24 protein-coding genes and 3 tRNA genes are annotated in these 22356 nt (G+C 32.3%); 12 read left to right on the forward strand and 15 right to left on the reverse strand.

What is annotated here, in order from left to right; translation table 11 throughout:
- Nucleotides 1-277: 277 nt before the first annotated feature.
- On the reverse strand, nt 278-670 hold the full coding sequence (locus tag DR980_RS01125; RefSeq protein ID WP_113633422.1) for a hypothetical protein: 393 nt from the start codon (nt 668-670) through the stop codon (nt 278-280).
- A gap of 632 nt (nt 671-1302) precedes the next feature.
- Between DR980_RS01125 and DR980_RS01130 the strand changes: the two genes are divergently transcribed.
- Both DR980_RS01130 and DR980_RS01135 read left to right on the forward strand, forming a co-directional pair.
- A complete protein-coding gene (locus DR980_RS01130; RefSeq protein WP_113633423.1) occupies nt 1303-2562 on the forward strand; it encodes a phage integrase SAM-like domain-containing protein in 1260 nt (419 codons plus the stop codon).
- Nucleotides 2563-2583: 21 nt separating this feature from the next.
- Nucleotides 2584-3306 carry a hypothetical protein gene (locus DR980_RS01135; RefSeq protein WP_113633424.1) on the forward strand — a complete coding sequence of 241 codons (723 nt, stop codon included), beginning with the start codon at nt 2584-2586 and terminating at the stop codon, nt 3304-3306.
- 77 nt (nt 3307-3383) lie between these two features.
- Here DR980_RS01135 and DR980_RS01140 read toward each other — a convergent pair whose 3' ends face one another.
- The 7 genes from DR980_RS01140 to DR980_RS01165 form a co-directional block, all read right to left on the reverse strand.
- Nucleotides 3384-3893, reverse strand: a complete 510-nt coding sequence (locus DR980_RS01140; RefSeq protein WP_208630781.1) for a tyrosine-type recombinase/integrase — start codon at nt 3891-3893, stop codon at nt 3384-3386.
- Nucleotides 3894-4144: 251 nt separating this feature from the next.
- Nucleotides 4145-5347, reverse strand: coding sequence for a GIY-YIG nuclease family protein (locus DR980_RS01145; protein ID WP_113633426.1), 1203 nt, complete (start codon nt 5345-5347; stop codon nt 4145-4147).
- Nucleotides 5340-7295, reverse strand: a complete 1956-nt coding sequence (locus DR980_RS01150; RefSeq protein WP_113633427.1) for a DEAD/DEAH box helicase — start codon at nt 7293-7295, stop codon at nt 5340-5342. The genes DR980_RS01145 and DR980_RS01150 overlap by 8 nt, the downstream gene beginning before the upstream one ends.
- A gap of 2 nt (nt 7296-7297) precedes the next feature.
- A complete protein-coding gene (locus DR980_RS01155) occupies nt 7298-10099 on the reverse strand; it encodes a class I SAM-dependent DNA methyltransferase (RefSeq protein ID WP_113633428.1) in 2802 nt (933 codons plus the stop codon).
- A gap of 353 nt (nt 10100-10452) precedes the next feature.
- Nucleotides 10453-10608, reverse strand: a complete 156-nt coding sequence (locus tag DR980_RS16285; protein WP_167400519.1) for a hypothetical protein — start codon at nt 10606-10608, stop codon at nt 10453-10455.
- A complete protein-coding gene (locus DR980_RS01160; RefSeq protein ID WP_113633429.1) occupies nt 10601-10804 on the reverse strand; it encodes a hypothetical protein in 204 nt (67 codons plus the stop codon). The genes DR980_RS16285 and DR980_RS01160 overlap by 8 nt, the downstream gene beginning before the upstream one ends.
- 7 nt (nt 10805-10811) lie before the next feature.
- A complete protein-coding gene (locus tag DR980_RS01165; RefSeq protein WP_146779207.1) occupies nt 10812-11279 on the reverse strand; it encodes a hypothetical protein in 468 nt (155 codons plus the stop codon).
- 403 nt (nt 11280-11682) lie between these two features.
- Here DR980_RS01165 and DR980_RS01170 point away from each other — a divergent pair, with 403 nt between their 5' ends.
- The 5 genes from DR980_RS01170 (at nt 11683) to DR980_RS16295 (ending at nt 14373) form a co-directional block, all read left to right on the forward strand.
- A complete protein-coding gene (locus tag DR980_RS01170; protein ID WP_244199231.1) occupies nt 11683-11949 on the forward strand; it encodes a helix-turn-helix domain-containing protein in 267 nt (88 codons plus the stop codon).
- A 3-nt stretch (nt 11950-11952) separates the two neighbouring features.
- Entirely contained in the window at nt 11953-12987 is a 1035-nt protein-coding gene (locus DR980_RS01175; protein WP_113633432.1) for an AAA family ATPase, read from the forward strand.
- A 61-nt stretch (nt 12988-13048) separates the two neighbouring features.
- Nucleotides 13049-13951, forward strand: coding sequence for a DUF6371 domain-containing protein (locus DR980_RS01180; protein WP_113633433.1), 903 nt, complete (start codon nt 13049-13051; stop codon nt 13949-13951).
- A 90-nt stretch (nt 13952-14041) separates the two neighbouring features.
- Entirely contained in the window at nt 14042-14215 is a 174-nt protein-coding gene (locus tag DR980_RS16290) for a hypothetical protein (RefSeq protein WP_167400520.1), read from the forward strand.
- Between the two features lie 11 nt (nt 14216-14226).
- Nucleotides 14227-14373: a hypothetical protein gene (locus DR980_RS16295; RefSeq protein WP_167400521.1), complete on the forward strand. Its 147-nt coding sequence runs from the start codon at nt 14227-14229 to the stop codon at nt 14371-14373.
- Nucleotides 14374-14851: 478 nt separating this feature from the next.
- Here DR980_RS16295 and DR980_RS01185 read toward each other — a convergent pair.
- From DR980_RS01185 to DR980_RS01195, 3 genes are all read right to left on the reverse strand, one after another.
- A tRNA-Leu gene (locus tag DR980_RS01185) sits at nt 14852-14934 on the reverse strand.
- Nucleotides 14935-14976: 42 nt separating this feature from the next.
- A tRNA-Lys gene (locus DR980_RS01190) sits at nt 14977-15049 on the reverse strand.
- Nucleotides 15050-15088: 39 nt separating this feature from the next.
- A tRNA-Lys gene (locus DR980_RS01195) sits at nt 15089-15161 on the reverse strand.
- A 126-nt stretch (nt 15162-15287) separates the two neighbouring features.
- Here DR980_RS01195 and DR980_RS01200 point away from each other — a divergent pair.
- On the forward strand, nt 15288-15806 hold the full coding sequence (locus tag DR980_RS01200; protein ID WP_113633434.1) for a shikimate kinase: 519 nt from the start codon (nt 15288-15290) through the stop codon (nt 15804-15806).
- On the opposite strand, the gene DR980_RS01205 is transcribed toward DR980_RS01200, so the two are convergent.
- Both DR980_RS01205 and DR980_RS01210 read right to left on the reverse strand, forming a co-directional pair.
- Entirely contained in the window at nt 15798-16298 is a 501-nt protein-coding gene (locus tag DR980_RS01205) for a phosphoribosyltransferase domain-containing protein (protein ID WP_113633435.1), read from the reverse strand. The genes DR980_RS01200 and DR980_RS01205 overlap by 9 nt on opposite strands.
- Before the next feature lie 69 nt (nt 16299-16367).
- Nucleotides 16368-16757, reverse strand: coding sequence for an RNA-binding S4 domain-containing protein (locus DR980_RS01210; protein ID WP_113633436.1), 390 nt, complete (start codon nt 16755-16757; stop codon nt 16368-16370).
- Nucleotides 16758-16836: 79 nt separating this feature from the next.
- Here DR980_RS01210 and DR980_RS01215 point away from each other — a divergent pair, with 79 nt between their 5' ends.
- Nucleotides 16837-17838: an FKBP-type peptidyl-prolyl cis-trans isomerase gene (locus DR980_RS01215; RefSeq protein WP_113633631.1), complete on the forward strand. Its 1002-nt coding sequence runs from the start codon at nt 16837-16839 to the stop codon at nt 17836-17838.
- A 65-nt stretch (nt 17839-17903) separates the two neighbouring features.
- Here DR980_RS01215 and DR980_RS01220 read toward each other — a convergent pair whose 3' ends face one another.
- A complete protein-coding gene (locus DR980_RS01220) occupies nt 17904-18857 on the reverse strand; it encodes a transketolase family protein (RefSeq protein WP_113633437.1) in 954 nt (317 codons plus the stop codon).
- 115 nt (nt 18858-18972) lie between these two features.
- Nucleotides 18973-19824 carry a transketolase gene (locus DR980_RS01225; RefSeq protein WP_113633438.1) on the reverse strand — a complete coding sequence of 284 codons (852 nt, stop codon included), beginning with the start codon at nt 19822-19824 and terminating at the stop codon, nt 18973-18975.
- A 150-nt stretch (nt 19825-19974) separates the two neighbouring features.
- Between DR980_RS01225 and DR980_RS01230 the strand changes: the two genes are divergently transcribed.
- The 3 genes from DR980_RS01230 (at nt 19975) to DR980_RS01240 (ending at nt 22270) form a co-directional block, all read left to right on the forward strand.
- Entirely contained in the window at nt 19975-20562 is a 588-nt protein-coding gene (locus tag DR980_RS01230) for a Crp/Fnr family transcriptional regulator (protein ID WP_113633439.1), read from the forward strand.
- Between the two features lie 86 nt (nt 20563-20648).
- Nucleotides 20649-21149 (forward strand): hypothetical protein, encoded by a 501-nt coding sequence (locus tag DR980_RS01235; RefSeq protein ID WP_113633440.1) that lies wholly within the window; start codon nt 20649-20651, stop codon nt 21147-21149.
- Between the two features lie 26 nt (nt 21150-21175).
- On the forward strand, nt 21176-22270 hold the full coding sequence (locus tag DR980_RS01240; protein WP_113633441.1) for an alkene reductase: 1095 nt from the start codon (nt 21176-21178) through the stop codon (nt 22268-22270).
- The last annotated feature ends 86 nt before the right edge of the window (nt 22271-22356 follow it).

Raw genomic sequence — 22356 nt, forward strand, 5'->3', positions numbered from 1 at the left:
TTCACTATTTTTTTTTGTAATTCTCCTTTTAAAATATTTATGTAAAAAAGACTCAGAAGTGTAAACTGGCCGATAAAATAAAAATGCGAGAGATATAAGTTATTAATATTGAATTTTTTCAAGGTCATTGAAGTAACTTGGACTAAAAAAATTACACCAAGATACCATGTAAAAATTGAGTACGCTTTCCCATCATTACTCGCACCTTTAATAAATAAAATTAGGTTAAGAAATAAAATTAAGTAACCAATATCTGCAAATAATCTCCACATGTCAATTAGGAATTTAAAGGACTTTCAGGATCACTCGCTGGCGGGCAAGGCTCTGTAAAATCGTATATATTATCTTCACCTCCTGCTGAATTTCCAACCCCAACAGTAATCATATCTACATAAATTCCTGTTTCCGGATTGAATTTTGTTCCTACAATCATTAATTTTTCAACACCTTCATCATCCACTCCAATATAAGCTCTCACCGCATCTACTCCTTCTGCTAAAACTTCCAGTAAATCAACTTTTGGAATCAAAAAAGCATTGACATGATGGTGTTTGTTGTAATTACCTTCTCGTTTAGTCCAACGTTTGGCCCATTTTTGTGCTGTTTTTAATGGAATAGAATTAATCGATTTTCCTTGAATTTTCCCTTCTGAAGTAGTTTTTTGTGACATAGGTTTTGAGTTTTGGTCTACAATATTTTTGAAATTAAAAATCGTTAGCTAAACTACTATTTTTTATTGTTTTAACAAAATTCATCGTATCTAATACTAAATTAAAAAGCCTAAATATACGTTTAGACTACTCCTAAAAGGTTGGACACTATTTGGGGGGAAGCCTATAAGTACTTTGAAGGCTTTTCTCTTTATTGTGACTGAATATGTTAACAAAAATAGAACAGCGAATTATGAAAAATTCTCAACAAAGCTAAGTACCTTACCCTAAATTACCAACACGATAAGGCTCACTAGCTTTTGAAATTTAACATACAATACTTGCAAGGATTTGAATCGTAAACTCAGCAAACATATGGAGTTCTTAATCAATTAAAACTATCGACAATTTTGTCGAACCCAAAAAAGCCTGCAAAATTATCACTTTGCAGGCTTTTCTTTTTTATTGTGACCACGGTGGGGACAAAGCTGGTGTATTTCTGCAAAATCTAAAAAACCAAAAATGCTTATATATAAAGGGTTCCAAGCTTTTTGTTTCCGTTCCGATTCGCAATAATTCGCATGAATACACTAAAAGTGTAGCAAAAGTGTAGCAAGATGTATATATTTGGTTTTTTAAATTTTTAAATATCATGGCTACTCTAAAGTTCAAATTACGCAATGAAAGCGACAATTCAAATATTTATGTTTATTACTCCATTAGTCAAAAAGTAAGACTTTGGAGAAAAACAGGCTTTGTGATAAACTTCAAAGATTGGAATGCTGAAAAAGAGCAAAGTCGACTTAAAGACAACGAGTCGAAAAAACTCAACATTAGATTAGCTGAACTAAAAATACATTTAGAAAAACACTATAACAATGCGGTAAGTGGAGGTGTTGAATTTACAGGTGATTGGCTACAGGCTAAAATTGATATTTTTAATAATAAAGTTGCTGTTGTTGATTTAGATATTTTAACAAACTATATTCAAAAATATATTGATGATGCACCATACAAGCAGAATCAAAAAAAAGAGCTTGGATTAAGTAACGGTCGTGTTCAAAATTTAAAACTTTTCAAGAATACCATTTTAAAATATGAAGTTGAGGTTTTGAAAGGTAAAAGTATTCTGGTCAAAGAGGTAAATTTGCAATTTCTTGAAAAATACAAAATGTGGATGTTTGCAAAAGGATATTCAACTAATTATGTCGGAAAGAACATTGCAAATTTTAGAACAGTGTGCAGAGATGCTTTTAAGAATGATATTGAAACCTCAACACAGGTTAAGAATTTCAAGGGTGTGTCTGAAAGTAAAGAACCTCAGGATATAATTGTTTTAAGTGAAATAGAACAGGAATCTATTAAAAAGGCTGTACTTACTAGAGAAGCGTTGATAAATGCTAGAAAGTGGTTGTTGTTAGGTTGTTTGATTGGACAACGTGCTGGCGACTTATTGAGTATTACAGAAAACAATATTAAAGAGATTTCTGGAGCAAAAATCATTGAATTAAAACAACAAAAAACGGGTAAACTAGTTGCTATTCCATTATTACCTAAAGCAATAGAAATAGTAGAAAGTGGTATGCCTTATAAAATATCATTGTCACGTTTCAATGAGTATATTAAAGATGTATGTAAAGAAGCGGAGTTGAACACTCCAACGAAATGGAGAAAGAAAGAAACGCAAGGTGAACCTAGTGTGATTAAAATTTCGCCAAAACATGAAGCTGTAAGTAGTCATATTTGCAGACGTTCTTTTGCGACCAATTTTTACACTAGGATTCCAACACCGATTTTAATGAACATTACGGCACATGGTACGGAAAGGATGTTCTTATCTTATATCGGGAAAACCACCTATGAAAATGCACATCAAATGTTGGAATATTTTGGTAGATTAGCGGATAAATAGAACCAACTAAAAATACAGATTGTGACTAATACAGAGATAATTGATTTTTATGAAAATATTGACAAACTAACTTCTTTTAAGAGAATTAGAACGGTCTATGATTTGACAAATGATTTGGATATAAATCTTTTACGTTTTCTAAGAAAAGATTTTTTTATGCATCATTTGTTAAAAATTAAAGCAGAAGTTTATCTTCATAGTGATGTGGACAGTAAAGATATTGAGCATGTTTACAATACACTTTTAGACGGAGACTATTATATGTACTATATAGAAGATACAATAGAAACGTTTTGTGAGTATATTGATAAAAGTTTTATTAATGAATTTCTAGATAAGATAACTCACTTCTTTCCTGAGCTTAACATGTTGACTCGTCTTAGTTATAGTAAAATAAAGCGAAATCAAGTTGGAGATGAAAAAATATCATCAGAACCTTACGAAGAATTAATGGAGGAGTATAATATTCCAATAATTAGAAGAATCCTATTTCTTGAAAAACTTGGCGTTATTGATTTCCTTAAAAAGGAGAGACCTTTTAATACATCTATAAACAGCATGGCAAATATTTTGGGTCATATTATTGATGCAAAACCAAGTTCAATTCAACCATTATTGAATCCGCTTTTAGGTAACGATTTAGAAAATAAAAACAATCCGTTAAATTCATCTAAGAATGTAATGGCTGTTGAGGCGCATTTAATAAAAATCGGTTTTTCAATAAAGAATGGTACTGATAATTAAATGAATTTGTTCTATTGTGTTATTTTTTTGTTCACGGTGTTCATACTTCAAAAGCGTGAACACCGTGAACATGAACACTACAAACTCATGTATATATCATCCAGTTCCTCTTGTCTGATTCCTAAGTATCTTTTTGTTATCGCTGGCGATGAGTGATTGAATAGTTCACTAAGATAAAGCAAAGCTTTGTCAGTCTCATTATTGTTAGACCATACTTGACGACCGAAAGTTTTTCTCAATGAGTGACTGCTGATTGCAACGTTCTTGGTTGCAAACATTTCTTTTAGTTTACGGTTTACATATTGTACCGTTATTACTGTTGATTGGTTACTAGTAAAAATATAACCAGTTCTCACATCTGTTCTTGTTTTAAGAACTTCGTAAGCATTCTTAATATTGTCATTTAATCTAATTACACGCTTCTTATTAGTTTTAGATTCTACTAATGAAATTGAATCGTTTTCTAAATCTTCAAATTTCAATTTCAGAATATCAGAAATTCTCAATCCTGCATTTATACCAAAAACCACTAAAAATCCTAATTTATAGTTTTTTTCAGTTTTGATGATTTTCATTGCTTTGTTCAATGTTGAATCAAAATTTAGATAGTCGCTAGTTGTGATAGAATTTTTAAGGCTCATGGTGTTATTATTTATTACTGTAAAGATAGCAATAAAAGTTTCAAAAACAATAAAATTAAAATAAAAGTGAAACTTTTTTAATTGTGAATTTCTTTAAAACAACCTTAGCCCTTTAATAGCAAGGGTTTAGTTAAAATAAAAAGTTTCACTATTGTTAGAAGTGAAACTTTTTTAAATTTTATATGTGCAGATGTTTTTTATTCTATTTGTATGAGAGAATTATTTGTTGCATCATAATTATAATTGACAATACTTCCATCGAGAATTAAATCAATTACTTTGTCAATTATTGTGAATGGAGCAACAAACCATTCTCTAGGAGTAATTCTTCTTCCTTTATCATCATGAATATCTACATTCAAACAAACATCAGCAAAAAAGCGATGTAATAGTTGTTCAAATTTGTGTGGATTTACATTATAACACTTGTAAGTTGAAACAATATCAACCTCAGCAAGTAAGTAGGTGGGTTCTTTTACTGCGTTTTTTATTCTTTGTTTTACATCAACTTTAGAAAAACCAATTTTATATAAATCCTTAATTTCAGAAATAGCTTTATTACTTGATTTAGATTTCAAAACATAAATCCAACCTGTTTCTAAATCGTCTTCATTTACCAAATTAGCATTTTTAAACAATTCATTTTCTGCATCTGAATCAGTATCAGAAACAATTCTACCGTTATTATACAGTGATTTTGCTAATGAACGATAGTACATGTTACTGATTGTTCCATTTTCAAATATGATTCTGGTACGGCCATCTTTTCTAATTCTGTCTTTAATCAATCTGTCTTCAATACCATCATCTTCTAAAAACAGTAGAATACCATCTAATATATAATATTTGCCTTTTTCAAGGTTTTGTTCTACGTCTTTGAATTCAGATAGTTTTCTTTTTCCTTCTCTTAATTCTTTATGTACTTCTTTAAACTTATGTTCATAGGGTTCAAAATCTTTATCTTTCATAGCTTTTCTTCTTGCTACAAAGTCCGCTTCTTCTCTATCTTTTGAACTTGGAATATTTTTAAGTTTGAAAATTTCTAATGTATCATCGGTATCTAACAAGCCAAATTCATCATCATTTAAAATGTCATCAATAGAATTAATTTCTACAGTAATATTCCCTAACAAATTATAAGTGTCGTAAGGCTTTAAAATTTCAATTTTTTTCTTGTTTTTCCTTAATTCTCTTAATGCAACTCCTAAACTTCTTTCAGATACAACAAAAACATCAGCTTTAGGTTCTCTATTATTCTTTTCAAAAAAGGCATTAATTTCTAGGAACGATTCAATTAATCGCTCATCCTCTGATTTAACATTGGAAACTTTAGCTTTTGATTCTAAAAGTCCAAATTCATCATCATTAAAAATATCTTCTAATGTTAACTTTTTAGCCATTAGCTTTTTTCTTTCTTAAAAGTTCTCTTAAATATATTACAGCTTCTGCCATTCTTTTTTCCTGAGGGTCAAAAGATTGAATACTTGGTTCTGTTCCTGTTGTAGCTCTCCAATTTTTAATTTTTGGCCATAAAACAATAGCTTCTTCTTCGGTCATTTCAATTCTTGTAGCATCAATAGTTTCCTGAATAGCTTTGAAAACTGATGCAGTAACTGATTTTGAAAGAATTTCAAATGCTTTTTGGAATGGGTTTATTTGGTCAATTAAATCAATATTTATATCATCAATATTTACAAAACTATCTGCCATTCTGATAAAACGTTTGTCTCCTTGAGTTTCAATGGTACTGTTTTTAATAACAGAATCAACTACAACATATTGTCTCACTTCTTCAACTTGCTCTTCAGTTAAATCTGGATATGTTTCACGAATGATTTTTGGAATCAACACCGTGTTGATAACTTCGGGGTCAACGTTTCCTGGCAATGCTTTAATCATTTTATCATCTTGAAGAATCTTAGCTTTCAAGTCGTTAATATCTGATTCTACAATGTCTTTTACTCGTTGAGATGTAGCTTTCTTAAATCCTTTTATTCTAATAGTTTCATCATCGTCTTCTGATTCATCTTCATCAGGAAATTTTGGTTTGAATTTGAAATTTGGAGCCAATACCTGTTCCATCAATAATGAAGCCGTTATAGCTTTAAGCATGTTATTAACGGATAGTTTTACCTCTCCATCTTCAGCATCTGGCTGAGCAATAAGATTTGTAAATTGAGCATGTGATTTGTTCTCACTATCTCTGGTACATCGGCCAATAATTTGTATAATCTCAGTTAATGAACCTCTGTAACCTACTGTTAAAGCATGTTCGCAAAATGGCCAGTCAAAGCCTTCTTTGGCCATTCCTAATGCAATTATAATATCTACATCATCAGCATTTTTTGAAACTCTTAAATACTCTTGAATTTTATCTCTTTCTTTTTGATTGTCGTTAACTAAATCTGCTATTTTTAAAAGTTTGCCAGATTTATAACTACGAACATGTAATACTCCTGTAATAGAATCTTGATATTCTAATTCACCTATGGCCTCAATTATATGGCTTACTTCTTCGTACTTGTCTTTTGATGATTCTCCAGAATTAACACTTGGAATATGTATAATTGTTTTTTGATTTTCTTTTAATGCCTCTGCAATAGCTGACAGACCTGTGTCTTCTTGAGGTTTAAAATATTTTCCTTGATAAAAATGATAGCCAATACCTAAGGATTTTAAATGCTCATATCCGTTTAATTGTTCATAATAATTGTAAGTTACTTTAGTGAATTGTGCTTCTAACTCAGGTAACAATACAGGAACACTATCACCACGAAAATAAGAACCAGTCATGGCTACAATGTGTGCTTTTGACTTTGCCATTATAGAACGTAGTACTTCTCCTAAACGATTATTACCATCGGCTGAAACGTGATGAAATTCATCAATTGCAATTACAGTATTATCAAAAACTTTTTCATCAATTCCTTCACAGGCAAAACGCAAGGTTGCATGTGTACAAATTAATATTTTTTCATCGCTTGCAAGAAAATTGCTAAAGGCTTTCACTTTACTGCCTTCACCACCTGGTGTGCAAAGATTATACATGTCATTTGGTTCCCAATTGGCAAAGAATCCATCTTTCATTAAATCAGTATTCGAAAACGAACTACCAATAGAACGCTCTGGAACAGCAACAATAACTTTTTTAACACCTTGATTTACTAATTTATCTAAACCAATAAACATTAAGGCTCTTGATTTACCCGATGCTGGCGGTGCTTTGATTAATAAATGTTGTGCAGTACGAGCTTCGAAAGCTCTTTCCTGCATTTCTCTCATACCAAACTCATTAGTTTTTTTACTTTTACCTGTCTGGTTGTATTTAACGTGAACTATATCTGGCATAATTATTTCGCTTTCTTGGTTTTCTTTTCTTTTTGAAACAAACTATTTTTGGTAGTCATTTCTTCATACATTTTGAATAAATATTCTAAACGGTCTACATCACTTTCAAAGGGTCTATGTGGACGATAGCATCTTTCAATAGCAAGGTCTAATTGATGATGTGCTTCTTTTAATCCTTTTGGCATTTTAACTGGGTCATATAATTGAGCTAATGTTTTTTCAGAAAACTTTGCTCTTTCGTCTAATACTTCAAAAATATGGAGGTTAATTATTTCTTTTTGCTTAATTGTAATTTTGGGGAATGGAAAGGTGTTATAAATTAAATTGACAGAATATCTAATATCGTCTCTCATTTTTCCTCCAACAGCCTTAGCCCATATCATATGTAATTGAGAACTTAAAATACCTAAAACAAATGGTTCACAATCATAAATAACCAACATTCCGTTACTGATAACTGTACCTGCTTTCTCATAACCAGCAGGTAGATAATTTCGAACGGAAGTACTCGTAAATGGTAGAATTAGAGGTTCGCTTTCTTGATACTTTCGATAAAAAAATCTGTGAGGAACCGATGCAGCTTTTTTTGCATCTCTACCACCTTTAATTCTATATTCTTTACATTTTTCAATTCTATTTTTAATTAACGTAATATTATTTGCTTCTTCAATATCTTCATCGTCTATCCACAAACAGTATCTTTCTAGTCGATTCAAAAAATCATTTCCTCCTAAAAAAGGTTTGATAAATTTAATTGAATTTTTGTCTGAATTGATAAATTCCGTTCTATCTTCTTTTGATAAAATAAGAAAACCACCATCTATACCACTACTCCCCAAGGCCATTTCTGGTAAATTGGAGATTGAAGAGGTCTTTTGACTTACAAAAATATTAGAACCACCAGTGATGTATGGGTTAATATTATTAACTGTTAATATTTTATTATCCGTAAAAATTTTTTTTAAGTTACTCTTCCCTTTATTTTCAATACCAATAATAATAACCGAAACACCAGCATTTAATTTGGCATTATTATTCCACTTAAAAGAGGAGTAAGCAAAACTTATTTCTAAGTTTTTATCAAATATGTATGGCCATAATAATGGAACTTGCTCTCCTTGACATATTGAATTTGTTGAAACAAATGCAAAACTTGAGTTAAGATTAACAATATAGTCAGTTGCTTTTTTAAACCAACATCCTATATAATCTAACCTTTGCATATTTCCCATTCCATTGAAAACAATTTCAACGTCACTTTTTTGCTCTTTATCCCAACCTTTAAAACCTAAATAAGGAGGGTTTCCTAAAATATAAACCTCATCAGTTAAATCAATTGGACAAACTGTTTTCCAATCTAATCTTGTAGCATTACCTTGAGTTATATGACCTGCTTCTTTAAGTGGTAAAATGGGTTTGGCTCTACCGTAATCATGCAGTTCATCAACAAATACTTTGTTCATTTGGTGTTCGGCTAACCAAAGTGATAAAATAGCCATTTCGTGAGCAAAATCATCTAATTCAATACCATAGAATTGGGATAATTTTATTTCAGTAAACCAAATTTCAGTTTGCCTACCATTAAAATTCATTCTCGCTTGTGGAGCGTTTGTTACTATTTCGTGTCCGTCTTTTGTAAAATGTATTTTAGATTGGCTACCATCAACTATAGTCGTGCTTTGTGGTTCATTAATTTCCTTGATAATTTCTATTTCTAAAGCTCTTAATTCTTTATAAGCAATAATTAAAAAATTACCGCTACCACAGGCGGGGTCAAAACATTTAATTTTAGAAATTCGAAAAATTAATTTTCTTAGTTGGTTAGGTTTTCCTTTGCTTTTTTCAAACTCTTCTCTAAGTTCATTTAGGAATAAAGGTTCAATCACTTTCATGATATTTGGTACAGAGGTATAATGCATTCCTAAACCACTACGATATGCAGGATTTACTACGGCCTGAATCATAGAACCAAATATATCTGGATTGATTTCAGACCAATCTAGTTCACCACATTCCAGAATTATCTTTCTAGCTTTTAATGAAAATTTTGGGGAAACTATATGACTCCCGAACAAACCACCATTCACATAAGGGAATACTTGTAAATAATCAGGTTCTGCGCTATTGTCTTCAGTGTTTAATACTTTGAATAGCCTATCTAAAAATAAATGTACATCACTACCATCAGATTTGGTGTGTTGGCCTAATGTATTGGTAAAAATACCTTCTTCATTGAATATTCCAGTATCTTCTGCGAAGAAACAAAACAATAATCTTGATAAAAATATGTTTAAATTATGGCCACCATCATCGTAAATATTTGGGTTTTCGTGTACCAAAATATCATATAGCTTGGCCATTTCATATGAAGCCTTTCTGTCTGCATGATTTTCATTTTTAGACTGGTATTTTTCTTGTCCTGCCCAAGGTAAAAAGAAATCAAACCTTTTATTAATTTCAGTAATTGGAGTATCAAGCGTTAAGCCTGTTCTAATGTCTTTTGCTAGAAGAGTCTTATAATCAGTAACGATAACGAAACGAGGATTGTGTTTTAAATCCTCCTCGTTTTTGGTTAAATCGTCAATAGTAGTTAATAATTTATCAGAAGCAACTTCTTTAAAAAAGACTTTCTTTTTGTATAAAACCTCACCCTCAACTTTAGACAAGTTGAAATCACCTTTTTTTAAACGAGTTATTGAAGTTTTGGAAATTCCATAAGCAACTAATAAATCAAAAATAAAATTTTCTTTATCTATTGATTTTACTAATTCACTTATATTTTTTTCTATTTGAGATGCGTTCATTGTAAGATTTAATTGCTTTAATCTTCAAAAATAGTCATTTATATACATTGAAAATATTATTTCGAAATATTTAAAACGGTTCACGAGCATCATCGTTAAAAAAGCCACTATTGATAGTAAATAGTGGCTTTTTTAAATAAAACGTTAGAGTAAATACAGGAGCATTTATCTACGATATAGAACCGTTAAGTACCTATAAATTGCACTTTTGGAACTATTATTTGCGATTTTGGTCTAGAAATTTTAAAAGGCAATCTGATGTAAGGTTACAGCTTACCTAATAATAGTTACCTGCAAGAGGCGGATAACTAGAACAATTGAATTTTAGAACGGAGGGAGGACGGAAGGGAGGACTATCCTAACTGCTCTATTTTTTTTCTTATCACAGCAATTTCTTTTTGAAATTGTAATTTGGTCATTTGGGTATGTAGTTCCGCTTTTCTTTCTGGATTTTCTTCAATACTAATTTCCATCTGTTTTAGTCTGATTTTGTCGTCAATACTATTCATCTTTCAATTTATTTATTAAACATTCCGCTTCAAAAAGCAGATTCAATTTATTGTCTTTCAATAATAATTGGTATTCTTGCCACAAGTGCCAATCATCTGTTATTGAATTTTCTTCATATTCTAGTTCACAATAGTTTTTCAGTAATTCTCTTAGTTGTGGACTGAAATCAAAATTTGTTATTTCATATTCTTTCATTGTAGTATTATATTATTTCTGTTATTATGGGTGCTTTATTAGCGTAGTTTACGCTGTTATATTTGTTTGTTATACTTGTAGCTTCAAAAGAGATTTCAGTCCAGGAAAAGTACTTATAAATCACATTTTCAACTATAGTTTTTACTTCGGGTAATTTACCATCTGTGATAAAATGAACATGGTTGAATCCTCTTCCATCTAGTTCTATTGTGTACTTGATGTATTTATCTGGCATTTCATTTTTTATCTGATAAATCAATTCTTGATGATATTCTTTGTCATAGTTTTCAAAAGGATTCCATGAAACGAAGGTTTGCCAATCATAGTTATTTTCAGTATAATTTTTTCGTTTGTTGATTGGCATAAACTCGTTAATGATTGAGTAATGTATTTTCCATTGTTTACCGTCTTTATCTAGTAAACTGGTCACACCTGCATATTTTTCTTTGATTTTAATCATTTTGTATTTCAACATTCTTATTGATAAACCTGTTATCTGTGGTAACTGGTTAAGCTTGTAATAAGTCTTGTATCTTTTACTATTTGCATTGTTGATTAATTCATTAAACTTTTCTTTCATTCTAAATTGGATATAATAAGGTCAAGAGAGGTTCTTAATCTCTTGTGTTATTTCTGTTGTCTTATTATAAATATGTGAAACTTTTAAAAAAGATGCACTTTGACGAAAAAAAGCTGTTTTTATTTTTATTGGGTCTTAGTTGAGGTCAATTTTTAGCTAAGCATTTAATTAAAGATAAATATATTATTGCACCTATTATCAATAAAATCAAGCGTTTAAGTTTTGGTTGTTCGAATTAGGGAAACCCTAGAAAATCCCTAATCTTCATTTGTACCATAGAAATTAAAACATGGTAATTATGAACAATCAAATTTTTTTACAGGGAATCACAATTGAACAACTAGCAGAAGTATTAAAGTCAATGTTAGCTATAAACCCTCAGGAACAAGCTCAACCAGCGAACCCATTATTAACTAGAGATGAGGTTTGTGAACTTCTTTCCTTCAATAAAACAAGTCTTTGGAAACATACAAAAAGCGGAAGACTTAAAAGCTACGGTATTGGAAACCGTGTTTACTACAAAAGAGATGAAGTATTAGAAGCTGTTAAACCAATCAATTCATAAGCTATGGAAAGTGTAAACAACGGATTAGAGGTATTAAGTAATGTAATTGATAAAGCAATGACTGCAAGTAATAATATAGTTAAGAATGAAAATATTGGTTTGTTCACAATCAAAACTGGTAATGAATGGATAGAAGAAGCAAAAAACAAACCTGTGCCAAAAATGCTTTTCGGTGAGCTTTGGTTCGAGGGTGAATTATGTATTCTGTTTGCTGATTCCAATGTTGGTAAATCAATTCTAGCGGTACAAATAGCTGATAGCATAAGCAAAAATAAGGAGATACACCCTTTTAAATTAGAAGCTGAAAAACATGCTGTTTTGTATCTTGATTTCGAGCTTGGTTCTAAACAATTTGAAACTAGATATTCGAAAAATTTTGATGAACATTATTATTTCGATAATGGTTTTATTCGAATAGAGCAAAATAGTGATGCTGACTTACCGCCAAATACAGATTATCACACGTATGTTTTAAATTCATTAGAGTGGTCAATTGTTAATACAGGGGCTAAAACTATAATAATAGATAACCTAACATATCTTACAAGTGGTAATGAATCCGCAAAAGATGCGCTTCCTCTGATGAAGAAATTGAAAGCACTAAAAAGTAAATATGATTTATCAATGTTGGTTTTGGCACATACTCCTAAAAGAGATATGTCTAAAGCGATAACTAAAAATGATTTAGCTGGTAGTAAAATGTTAATGAATTTTTGCGATAGTTCATTTACTATTGGTCAAAGTACAGCAGATTCGAATCTAAGATATATTAAACAAATTAAACAAAGAAATACTGAAGAGATTTATGGAGCGGAAAATGTTTGTGTTTGTCAAATAGTAAAACCTCACAATTTTCTGGAGTTTGAATTCTTAGATTTTGATGAAGAAAGAACTCACTTAAAAGAGTCAAGTAAATCAGATAGAGATGAGGTTATTGAACTTGCTAAAGAATTAAGTGATAGTGGTAAAAGCCAAAGAGAAATTTCTAAAGAGTTGAATATTTCTTTAGGAGCAGTAAACAAGTATTTAAAACTCTAAAAGTGTTCACGATGTTCACACTTTTAGAGATGAAAATCGTGAACGGTAAGAAAGGAAGAAAATGAAAAATTATAAATATAGTTTAGACAAGAGTAGTAGAAAGTTTATTTGTCCAAAATGCAAAAAGAAAGCATTCGTTAAATTCATTGAGACTGAAACTCAATCTTATTTAAGCGATGGTTTAGGAAGGTGTGACCGTGAAAGTAGTTGTGGTTATTATAGCGCACCAAATAGCGATATTGTAAGTTTAAAATATAAACGAACTGTTGCTCCAGTTGTAGCAAGCTTTCATGGTCTGGAATTAGTTGAAAAAAGTTTCATGGTTAATTCTCAAAATAATTTTATTCAATTCTTAAATTCTATTTTCTCAGCAAAAGAAGTTAAAGAGGCTGTGTTAAAGTATTTTATATGTAGCTCTAAACGTTGGAATGGTGCGTCAGTTTTTTGGCAAATTGACAACTATGAGCGTGTGCACGCTGGTAAAATATTAGCATATAATCCAGAAACAGGAAAAAGAAGTAAAAGCAATGATGGCAAAGCTTCAATTGATTGGGTACATAGTATATTAAAAAGAAAAGGAATTGTAAACGAATTCAATCTTAATCAATGTTTATTTGGGTTACATCTTATTAAAGATATTAAAGTAAAAGCAATTGGATTAGTCGAGAGCGAAAAGACAGCTGTAATAATGAGTATTTTTAAACCAAACTATACATGGTTAGCAACTGGTAGTAAAAGCGGGTTTAAATACGGTTTTTTGAAGCCGATTCAACACTATGAAATCATTGCATTTCCAGATAAAAGTGATTATAATGATTGGCTAATTAAATCAAAACAGTTAAATAAGTTTGGTTTTGATATTGTGGTTAATGACTGGTTAGAAAAAAGTAATTATATCGATGGTACTGATTTAGCCGATGTATTAATAAATGAAAAATTTAAACAAATAGAAAACGGAAGATAATGTTAAAATTAGTTGGTTTTTTTAAATTATTTGTTCAATTTTTAAATATTATTACTTAATTTTACTCTTATAACTTACAAAATATACATTATGGAATACTCTTTTAAGAATCCAGAAGATGAATTGGACAAAGAAAACAATCAGTATTATGGCGAAGATAATAGTCGTAATGGAACTGATGATGACGAAGGTGGTGATTTTGAAACAGGTTACAATGACGGGTTTTATGGTAATTTTGATGATAATAATAATGATGACGATTAAAAATTATTATTATGGGATGGTTTGATTGTTTAAAAGAAACAGTGCCTTTGAAAGAAGGGCATCGTTGGTGGGAAGGTAAAGGTGGTGGCTATCAAAAGCCAAAATCAACTAAGGGTCGTGGTGGAGCAACAGGTTTTTTTCAAAAGAAACCAAAATAATTTAATAATATAAACCAAATTAAAATGAAAAGAGTTAGGAAAACAATTTACAAAATGTATATTTATTGTAAACAGTGCAGTGAATGGGAATGGAATTGTCATTGTGAGAAAAAAGATTGAAGATTTTGCTAATTAAGCACAAGTATTTAATAAAAAAAGAGCAACTGTAACGGTTGCTCTTTTTTTGTTATTATTTAACGCAAAGTCAATAATAGAGCTTTTATTAACCTCAACTATAATATGGTTGAATGTTTGTTTAAGGTTGTGAAAAAATAAATGATTTACGGGAAGTGGAGAAATCATAAAAGGGAAGTTTAGTACTTCCTTTTTTTTTGCTTCTGTTTAGGATTTTAACTAATAAACTTAAAAGAACTATACTATTGCATAAAAAAAACGCTTTGATTAAAAGCGTTTCTTTAATTTGTGTAGCAGATGTGTAGCAAAATAATTGTTAAGTCAATAAAATCAATGCTATTTGTGACCACGGTGGGATTTGAACCCACACGCCCTTGCGAGCACCAGCCCCTCAAGCTGGCAAGTCTACCGTTTCTCCACGTGGCCTTAAAATAAAAAAGGCCAAGTAATAAATTACTCGACCTTTTGTGACCCGACTGGGGCTCGAACCCAGGACCCCATCATTAAAAGTGATGTGCTCTACCAACTGAGCTATCGAGTCAATGCTTTCAAGAAAATTATGTGTTGATCACTAAAATTGTGACCCGACTGGGGCTCGAACCCAGGACCCCATCATTAAAAGTGATGTGCTCTACCAACTGAGCTATCGAGTCATATTCTTTCCTTGAATGCGGGTGCAAATATAAGGACTTATTTTGGAGTTTTCCAAGCAATTTTATTATAAATTTGTCTTTTTTAAACAATAAATCTTAACGCCTTAGTTTATAAGGTTTTATTTCATGAGAAAAATTATATTATTAGGCTATATGGGGTGCGGGAAGTCCACTATTGCAAATAAGTTGTCAAAAAATATTGGAATCCCATTTGTGGATTTGGATAAAAAGATAGAAGAAAAGGTTAATTTGGCCATAAATACCATTTTTGAAAAGCATGGAGAAATTTATTTTAGAAAGTTAGAGCACGAAGTTTTTATCGAATTATTAAATTCGCCGGAGCAATTAATTATAGGTTTGGGCGGAGGAACGCCTTGTTATGCCAATAATCATGAGCTATTAAAATCAGATAATGTTGTTTCTATTTATCTTAAAGCGTCAATTGAGACTTTATTTAAAAGATTGTCTACTAATAAAAGCAAAAGACCCCTCATCGCCAACAAAAGTGATGAGGAGATGAAAGAGTTTATTGCAATGCACCTCTTTGAAAGAAGTTTTTATTACAACCAAGCACAATATAAAGTTGTGGTAGATGATAAAACCATTGATCAGACCGTTCTGGATATTATAGCTCTTTTAGCTTAAATACGCATAACTGTCATTGTTTTCATCGAAAACAACTTGCACGTGCTCCAATAATGAGGTCGAAAGAGAAATCCCTTTGAAATCGGCTTTTACGGGGTACTTCTTATGATTTCTATCTACAAGTACGGCCGTTTTGAATTTTTTCAAAGGAACGTCTATGAAGTGTCTTACGGCATAGATTAATGTCGTACCTGAATTTAATACATCATCAACAAGAACAAGTCCTTTATTAGAATATTGTTCTTTTGATAATGAAGTCTGAATGGGAAGTTGTGGATTCTGTTTGTTGATTTGTACTTCGCAGAGCGAAACTTTAATAGGCGATATTGTTTCCAGAGCCAATGCTATTTTTTTTGCAAATGTAAAACCGTTAGCAGCAATGCCCGCGATTACAATTTCTTTCTCATCTACAAAGGTTTCGTAGATTTGGTAGGCAATTCTTTTTATTTTATGTTCTATTTCCTGATTTGTTAAAATGATATTTTTGCTCATTATTTTAGTTTGTTGTTTAACGGTTTCACTGTTTAAAATTGAAATAATTATTTGATAAGTAAATAACTATTACTCATCATCTTCATCGGTGATTATTTCATTTCCAAATTCGTCAATATCTCTTCTGTCTTTTTTGGTTGGTCTTCCGGTTCCATTTTTTCGATAATGTTCTTTGGATAATTTTAAAAGTTCCAAATGTTGATATGCTTCAGCCGGAGTATCATTTCGTCTATAAATATCCACCAATTTTGCCCCGACACGATTTTCAGGAATGTCTAAAACCGTAATAATTTGGGTAATTTGGTCTTTTCTAAAAGTGATTTTGTCCGTAGGAAAAACTTCCTTTGATGGTTTAGCAACGAGGCCGTTTACCGTGACATGATTCTTTTTACAGGCTTCGGTAACCATGTTTCGCGTTTTATAATACCGCATGCACCATAAATATTTATCTATTCTCATAAATTTTCTAAAATCGGAGTTAAATAGTTTACAAAAATCAATCAAAATTGTATCTTGCGCACTTAAAAAATTAGCTATAATGAACAAATTTAAGTATTATTTTATTCTATTAATTACAACTGTCTCTTTATTTTCATGCTCAAAGGATGATGCTGCGGAAATTACCCCGCCAAGAGAATTTGCAGTGCAATATGCAACTGATTTAACAGATATTGAAGAGTATTTAAAAACATATTACATTACTGTAGTCAACCACGCTGGTTTTCAAGACGATCAAGATGTTATATTTACTAAGATTGCTGCAGGCGGAACCCAACCGTCTATATATTCTTATTTGAATAGCGCTACATATCCAAAACTTTTGAGTAGAGATGTAAAACTTCACGATATTACCTATAAATTATATTACTTAGTTTTAAGAGAAGGAACAGGAGCATCACCTTCTAATGTTGATGGTGTATTGGCAGCGTATAAAGGGGACTATTTATTCCGACAAAAAGTTGCCGAAGTGGAAACATTAACCACTACTTTTTTTGAATTATCAAAAAATCCACAACAGTTTTTTAATTTATCGACTACAATTTCTGGTTGGGGAGAAATTTTCCCAAAATTTAAAACTGGAACGTATTCATCTAATGCTGATGGAACTGTTTCTTACAATGATTTTGGCGCGGGAGTAATGTTTATTCCATCAGGATTAGGATATTTTAATGTAGGGAGTAATAGTATTCCGGCATATGCACCATTAATATTTAGTTTTAAATTGTATGAAATTAACAGACTTGACTCGGATGGTGATGGAATCATGAATTTCCAAGAAGATATTAATGGAGATGGATATGTTTATGATTACAGGAATACAGTAAACTACCCAACGACACCTGAAACAAATTTGGACGATACAGATGGTGATGGAATACCTAATTATTTAGATACGGATGATGATGGCGATGGGGTAAGTACCAGAACGGAAATTACAGGTTCTAATGGTGTTTTAATTCCTTTTGAGTCTATCCCAAGCTGTGACGGTAATACTACTAATCCTGACAGAGTCAAAAGACATTTAGTGAAATGTAGTTAAAAAATACAATTCAAAAAAAATCCAGTTCGTTTGAACTGGATTTTTTTTGCTATTAAATGAATAGATTATTTTCTTTTCATTACTTTTTCAACTGCTTCAACAATTGCTTGGTTGTTCAATTTGTATTTATCCATTAATTGTTCTGGTGTTCCAGATTCTCCAAAACTGTCATTCACTGCCACAAATTCTTGCGGTAACGGACTGTTTAAAGCTAAAACTCTAGAAACGCTTTCGCCAAGACCTCCAAGAATATTATGCTCTTCAGCAGTAACGATACATTTTGTTTTTGCCAATGAGTTCAAAATTGCTTCTTCATCCAATGGTTTAATGGTGTGAATATTAATTACTTCAGCCGAAATTCCTTTTGCTTCTAATGCTTCAGCCGCGATTAAAGCTTCCCAAACTAAATGTCCGGTAGCAACAATAGTTACATCAGAACCTTCAGTTAAAACAATTGCTTTTCCTATTTCGAAAGGCTCGTCTGCTGGCATAAAGTTAGGTACAACCGGACGACCAAAACGCAAATAAACAGGGCCATGATGATCTGCAATTGCTAATGTAGCCGCTTTAGTCTGGTTGAAATCACAGGTGTTGATTACAGTCATTCCCGGTAACATTTTCATCAAACCAATGTCTTCAAGGATCTGGTGTGTTGCACCGTCTTCACCTAAAGTTAATCCAGCGTGTGAAGCACAAATTTTTACATTTTTCTCTGAGTACGCCACCGATTGACGGATTTGATCGTAGACTCTTCCTGTAGAAAAGTTAGCGAAAGTCCCTGTGAAAGGAATTTTTCCTCCTACGGTTAGACCTGCTGCAATTCCAATCATGTTCGCTTCTGCAATTCCAATTTGGAAAAAACGCTCCGGATGATTTTTCTTGAAATCGTCAAATTTTAAGGAACCTATTAAATCCGCACAAAGTGCCACAACATTTTCGTTTTTTTGACCTAATTCAGTCATTCCCGCTCCAAAACCTGAGCGAGTATCTTTACTTCCTGTGTTTGTATATTTTTTCATTTTCCTCCCCCAACCCCTCCAAAGGAGGGGAGCTCCTATTGGGGTAAATAGGGTTTTATATTTTTATTTAACAATTTTGTAGCTTTTCCTCCCCTTCGGGGAGGCTAGGAGGGGATTAATAATCGCTTTCTCCTTCAGTATAATTTTGACCTAAAGCAATTTCAAGTTGCGTATCATTAGGCGCTTTACCGTGCCAAGCATGACTGTACATCATAAAATCTACTCCGTTACCCATTTCAGTATGCAACAATACACAAACTGGTTTTCCTTTTCCGGTTCTTGATTTGGCGTCATTCATACCGGCAATGATAGCTTCGATATCGTTACCTTTTTCAATTTCTAAAACATCCCAATCAAAAGCTTCAAATTTAGCACGAATACTTCCCATAGCTAAAACTTCGTCAGTAGAACCATCAATTTGTTTTCCGTTTAAATCGATTGTAGCAATAAGATTGTCCACTTTTTTTGCAGAAGCATACATGATGGCTTCCCAGTTTTGACCTTCTTGCAATTCACCGTCACCGTGAAGCGTATAAATAATATGGTTGTCACCATTCAATTTTTTAGCTTGTGCCGCACCAATCCCTACAGATAATCCTTGTCCAAGAGAACCAGATGCAATTCGCACTCCCGGTAAACCGTCATGTGTAGTTGGGTGTCCTTGCAATCTTGAATTGATCAAACGGAAAGTAGCCAGTTCTGATACCGGAAAATAACCGCTTCTTGCTAAAACGCTGTAGAATACAGGTGAAATATGCCCGTTTGAAAGGAAGAAAAGATCTTCTCCAATTCCGTCCATATCAAAACCTTCTTTACGTTCCATGATATTTTGGTATAAAACTACCAGAAATTCAGCACAACCTAAAGAACCACCTGGGTGACCTGAGTTGACTGCGTGTACCATTCGAAGAATATCTCTTCTGACTTGGATTGTTAAATCGTTTAATTGTTGTGTGTTCGGTTTCATTTGTGTGTTAAAATTAGACTGCGCAAATATAATCAGATAATTTGATTAATATAAGGTTCCATTTTTAGATTTATCAATAGTTATTAAGGATTCTATTTTTTGGCACCAACACTATTTTTCACTTTTAACACTATTTAGTATCTTGCAGCCATGTTTCAACAATTATTCAAAAGCATTCAGGAAAAAGTGATACTAACCCCAGAAGAAATGGAGTTATGCAAAACGTTTTTTATCCCAAAAAAGTTGCGTAAAAAACAAACCTTGTTGCAGGAAGGAGACATTTGTATCTACAATGCATTTGTTGAAAAAGGAATTCTTCGTTCTTTTTCCATGGATGAAAAAGGAAATGAACACATTGTACAATTTGCGATTGAAGGCTGGTGGATTACAGATCTGTCCAGTTTTCTGACCAACAGCAACTCTATTTACACCATTGAAGCGCTTGAGGATTCTGAATTGCTACTGCTGACCACTGAAGCAAGAGAAGCATTAATGGATAAAATCCCCATGTTCGAAAGATACCAACGCTTGCTTTTGCAAAATGCCTACATCGCAAATCAAGCTCGAATAAATTCGGCTTTAACAGAAACAGCCGAAGAGAAATACACCAATTTGGGACTGGCTTATCCCGGAATTGTTCAACGTGTACCCCAACACATGATTGCTTCTTACCTTGGACTGAAACCGGAAACATTGAGTCGGGTTCGCAAACAAATTAATACTCGGAGTTCCTTTTAATTGATGTAGATCAATAGAATTTCTTGTTTTACATCAACGGAAACTTCACTAGTACAGCCTTAAATTTGCCAAGTAAATAAAAATCGATGTCAAATAGAAGAACATTTGCAGTACTTGGTGTTTCAGAAAGCAACAGTATTTTTCTAGCGAAGCAAATTGCCAAAACCAATCCCGTTTTGCTGTTTGATCATGATGCTGTCGTATTGAATACCGTTTATTCTCAAATACTTTCAGAATATTCAAACGCAAAAGCGGAGATAATGATTTGTCCAACCAATGCCAGTTGGGAAGCAGATGTTATTATACTTTCAAATGCTGCGGCAACTGATGGTAATCTGATCGAAAAAATTAGAAATGTGGCTACAGGCAAGATTGTACTTTTTTTGGAAAACAAAAAGAACACGATTAATTTCGAAAGTACTCTTGACAAATTGCAGCATTTCTTTCCTTTTTCTAAAGTTGTTCAGAGTTTCGAATCAGCGGTTGATTATAACAATTCCCTTTTTTTGAACGGAAACGATAAGGAAGCCGTAAAGACTATTTTGACACTATTTACAAGTATTGGCTTGAAAGCCAATATTTTATAAACTAACATTAATTTAAAAAAAATCAAATGAGCAAATCAATTTTATTCCAACCTTATACATTAGGAAGCAGTATTATAAAAAATAGAATGGTGATGGCACCAATGACACGAAGCCGTTCTAATAATGAAGGAAATGTGCCTACAGCGCTTACGGCAGAATATTATGCGCAAAGAGCTACAGCAGGTTTAATTGTTTCCGAAGGAACTTTTGTGAGTACAAAAGCAGTTGGTTTTATCAATGTACCCGGAATTTACAGTGCAGCGCAAACTGAAGGTTGGAAACTAGTTACCAAAGCAGTACATGAAAAAGGAGGAACTATATTCGCACAGTTATGGCACACAGGCCGATTGTCGCATCCGGATTTGCATAACGGCGAATTGCCGCACGCACCGTCAGCGTTGAATCCTTTCGCAAAAGCGTACACAAATGATGGTTTTGTAGATACAGTTGTTCCAAAAGAAATGACGATTGAAGATATCAAACAAACCGTTTTAGATTTCAAAAGTGGAGCTAAAAACGCAATTGCTGCAGGTTTTGACGGTGTCGAATTGCATGCAGCCAACGGGTATTTGTTGCAACAGTTTTTTAATGGCTATTCCAATCATCGTTCGGATGAATACGGTGGTTCGATTGAAAACAAATCCCGAATCCTATTTGAAATTCTAGATGCTTTAGAAGGAGTTATTGATTATGCTAAAGTTGGTGTTCGCTTGAATCCTTCGTTGCACAATGCGCAAGGAATGATGCTGGATGAAGAGACAATTCCAACCTATGAGTACATCATCAATAAACTGAATGATTACGGTTTGGCTTATATCCATTTAACGGAGCCTTTCACTGATGTAAGTGAGATACCTTTTGCTGTTACTGAAGTGGCCAAACATTTCAGACCGTTTTACAAAGGAACTTTAATAATCAATAAAAGTTTTACAAAAGAAACGGGTATCAAAGTTATTGAAGATGGCTATGCTGATCTTGTAGCTTATGGAGTTCCATTTATTGCCAATCCTGATTTAGTGGCTCGTTTTGAAACTGATTCACCATTGAACACGCCAGATCAAACTACTTTTTACACCGATACCGTGAAAGGATATACTGATTATCCGGCGATGGCTGAATAATTTAAATTTTTCATTAGCTATAAAAACAGATTACATTTTATTCAAGTCAGATTATAATTCACAGAAAAGCCCGCAAATGCGGGCTT

Source organism: Flavobacterium psychrolimnae, assembly GCF_003312425.1.
GTDB lineage: Bacteria > Bacteroidota > Bacteroidia > Flavobacteriales > Flavobacteriaceae > Flavobacterium > Flavobacterium psychrolimnae.

What these genes read in the sequence shown, in the direction of transcription:
- DR980_RS16290 (WP_167400520.1), top strand. Translation starts at nt 14,042, where the DNA reads ATGGAATACTCTTTTAAGAATCCAGAAGATGAATTGGACAAAGAAAAC.
- DR980_RS01150 (WP_113633427.1), bottom strand. Translation starts at nt 7,295, where the DNA reads ATGCCAGATATAGTTCACGTTAAATACAACCAGACAGGTAAAAGTAAA.
- DR980_RS16295 (WP_167400521.1), top strand. Translation starts at nt 14,227, where the DNA reads ATGGGATGGTTTGATTGTTTAAAAGAAACAGTGCCTTTGAAAGAAGGG.
- DR980_RS01205 (WP_113633435.1), bottom strand. Translation starts at nt 16,298, where the DNA reads ATGAGCAAAAATATCATTTTAACAAATCAGGAAATAGAACATAAAATA.
- DR980_RS01230 (WP_113633439.1), top strand. Translation starts at nt 19,975, where the DNA reads ATGTTTCAACAATTATTCAAAAGCATTCAGGAAAAAGTGATACTAACC.
- DR980_RS01130 (WP_113633423.1), top strand. Translation starts at nt 1,303, where the DNA reads ATGGCTACTCTAAAGTTCAAATTACGCAATGAAAGCGACAATTCAAAT.
- DR980_RS01180 (WP_113633433.1), top strand. Translation starts at nt 13,049, where the DNA reads ATGAAAAATTATAAATATAGTTTAGACAAGAGTAGTAGAAAGTTTATT.
- DR980_RS16285 (WP_167400519.1), bottom strand. Translation starts at nt 10,608, where the DNA reads ATGAATAGTATTGACGACAAAATCAGACTAAAACAGATGGAAATTAGT.
- DR980_RS01240 (WP_113633441.1), top strand. Translation starts at nt 21,176, where the DNA reads ATGAGCAAATCAATTTTATTCCAACCTTATACATTAGGAAGCAGTATT.
- DR980_RS01145 (WP_113633426.1), bottom strand. Translation starts at nt 5,347, where the DNA reads ATGGCTAAAAAGTTAACATTAGAAGATATTTTTAATGATGATGAATTT.
- DR980_RS01225 (WP_113633438.1), bottom strand. Translation starts at nt 19,824, where the DNA reads ATGAAACCGAACACACAACAATTAAACGATTTAACAATCCAAGTCAGA.
- DR980_RS01235 (WP_113633440.1), top strand. Translation starts at nt 20,649, where the DNA reads ATGTCAAATAGAAGAACATTTGCAGTACTTGGTGTTTCAGAAAGCAAC.
- DR980_RS01210 (WP_113633436.1), bottom strand. Translation starts at nt 16,757, where the DNA reads ATGAGAATAGATAAATATTTATGGTGCATGCGGTATTATAAAACGCGA.
- DR980_RS01215 (WP_113633631.1), top strand. Translation starts at nt 16,837, where the DNA reads ATGAACAAATTTAAGTATTATTTTATTCTATTAATTACAACTGTCTCT.
- DR980_RS01125 (WP_113633422.1), bottom strand. Translation starts at nt 670, where the DNA reads ATGTCACAAAAAACTACTTCAGAAGGGAAAATTCAAGGAAAATCGATT.
- DR980_RS01165 (WP_146779207.1), bottom strand. Translation starts at nt 11,279, where the DNA reads ATGTTGAAATACAAAATGATTAAAATCAAAGAAAAATATGCAGGTGTG.
- DR980_RS01220 (WP_113633437.1), bottom strand. Translation starts at nt 18,857, where the DNA reads ATGAAAAAATATACAAACACAGGAAGTAAAGATACTCGCTCAGGTTTT.
- DR980_RS01160 (WP_113633429.1), bottom strand. Translation starts at nt 10,804, where the DNA reads ATGAAAGAATATGAAATAACAAATTTTGATTTCAGTCCACAACTAAGA.
- DR980_RS01155 (WP_113633428.1), bottom strand. Translation starts at nt 10,099, where the DNA reads ATGAACGCATCTCAAATAGAAAAAAATATAAGTGAATTAGTAAAATCA.
- DR980_RS01200 (WP_113633434.1), top strand. Translation starts at nt 15,288, where the DNA reads ATGAGAAAAATTATATTATTAGGCTATATGGGGTGCGGGAAGTCCACT.
- DR980_RS01170 (WP_244199231.1), top strand. Translation starts at nt 11,683, where the DNA reads ATGAACAATCAAATTTTTTTACAGGGAATCACAATTGAACAACTAGCA.
- DR980_RS01175 (WP_113633432.1), top strand. Translation starts at nt 11,953, where the DNA reads ATGGAAAGTGTAAACAACGGATTAGAGGTATTAAGTAATGTAATTGAT.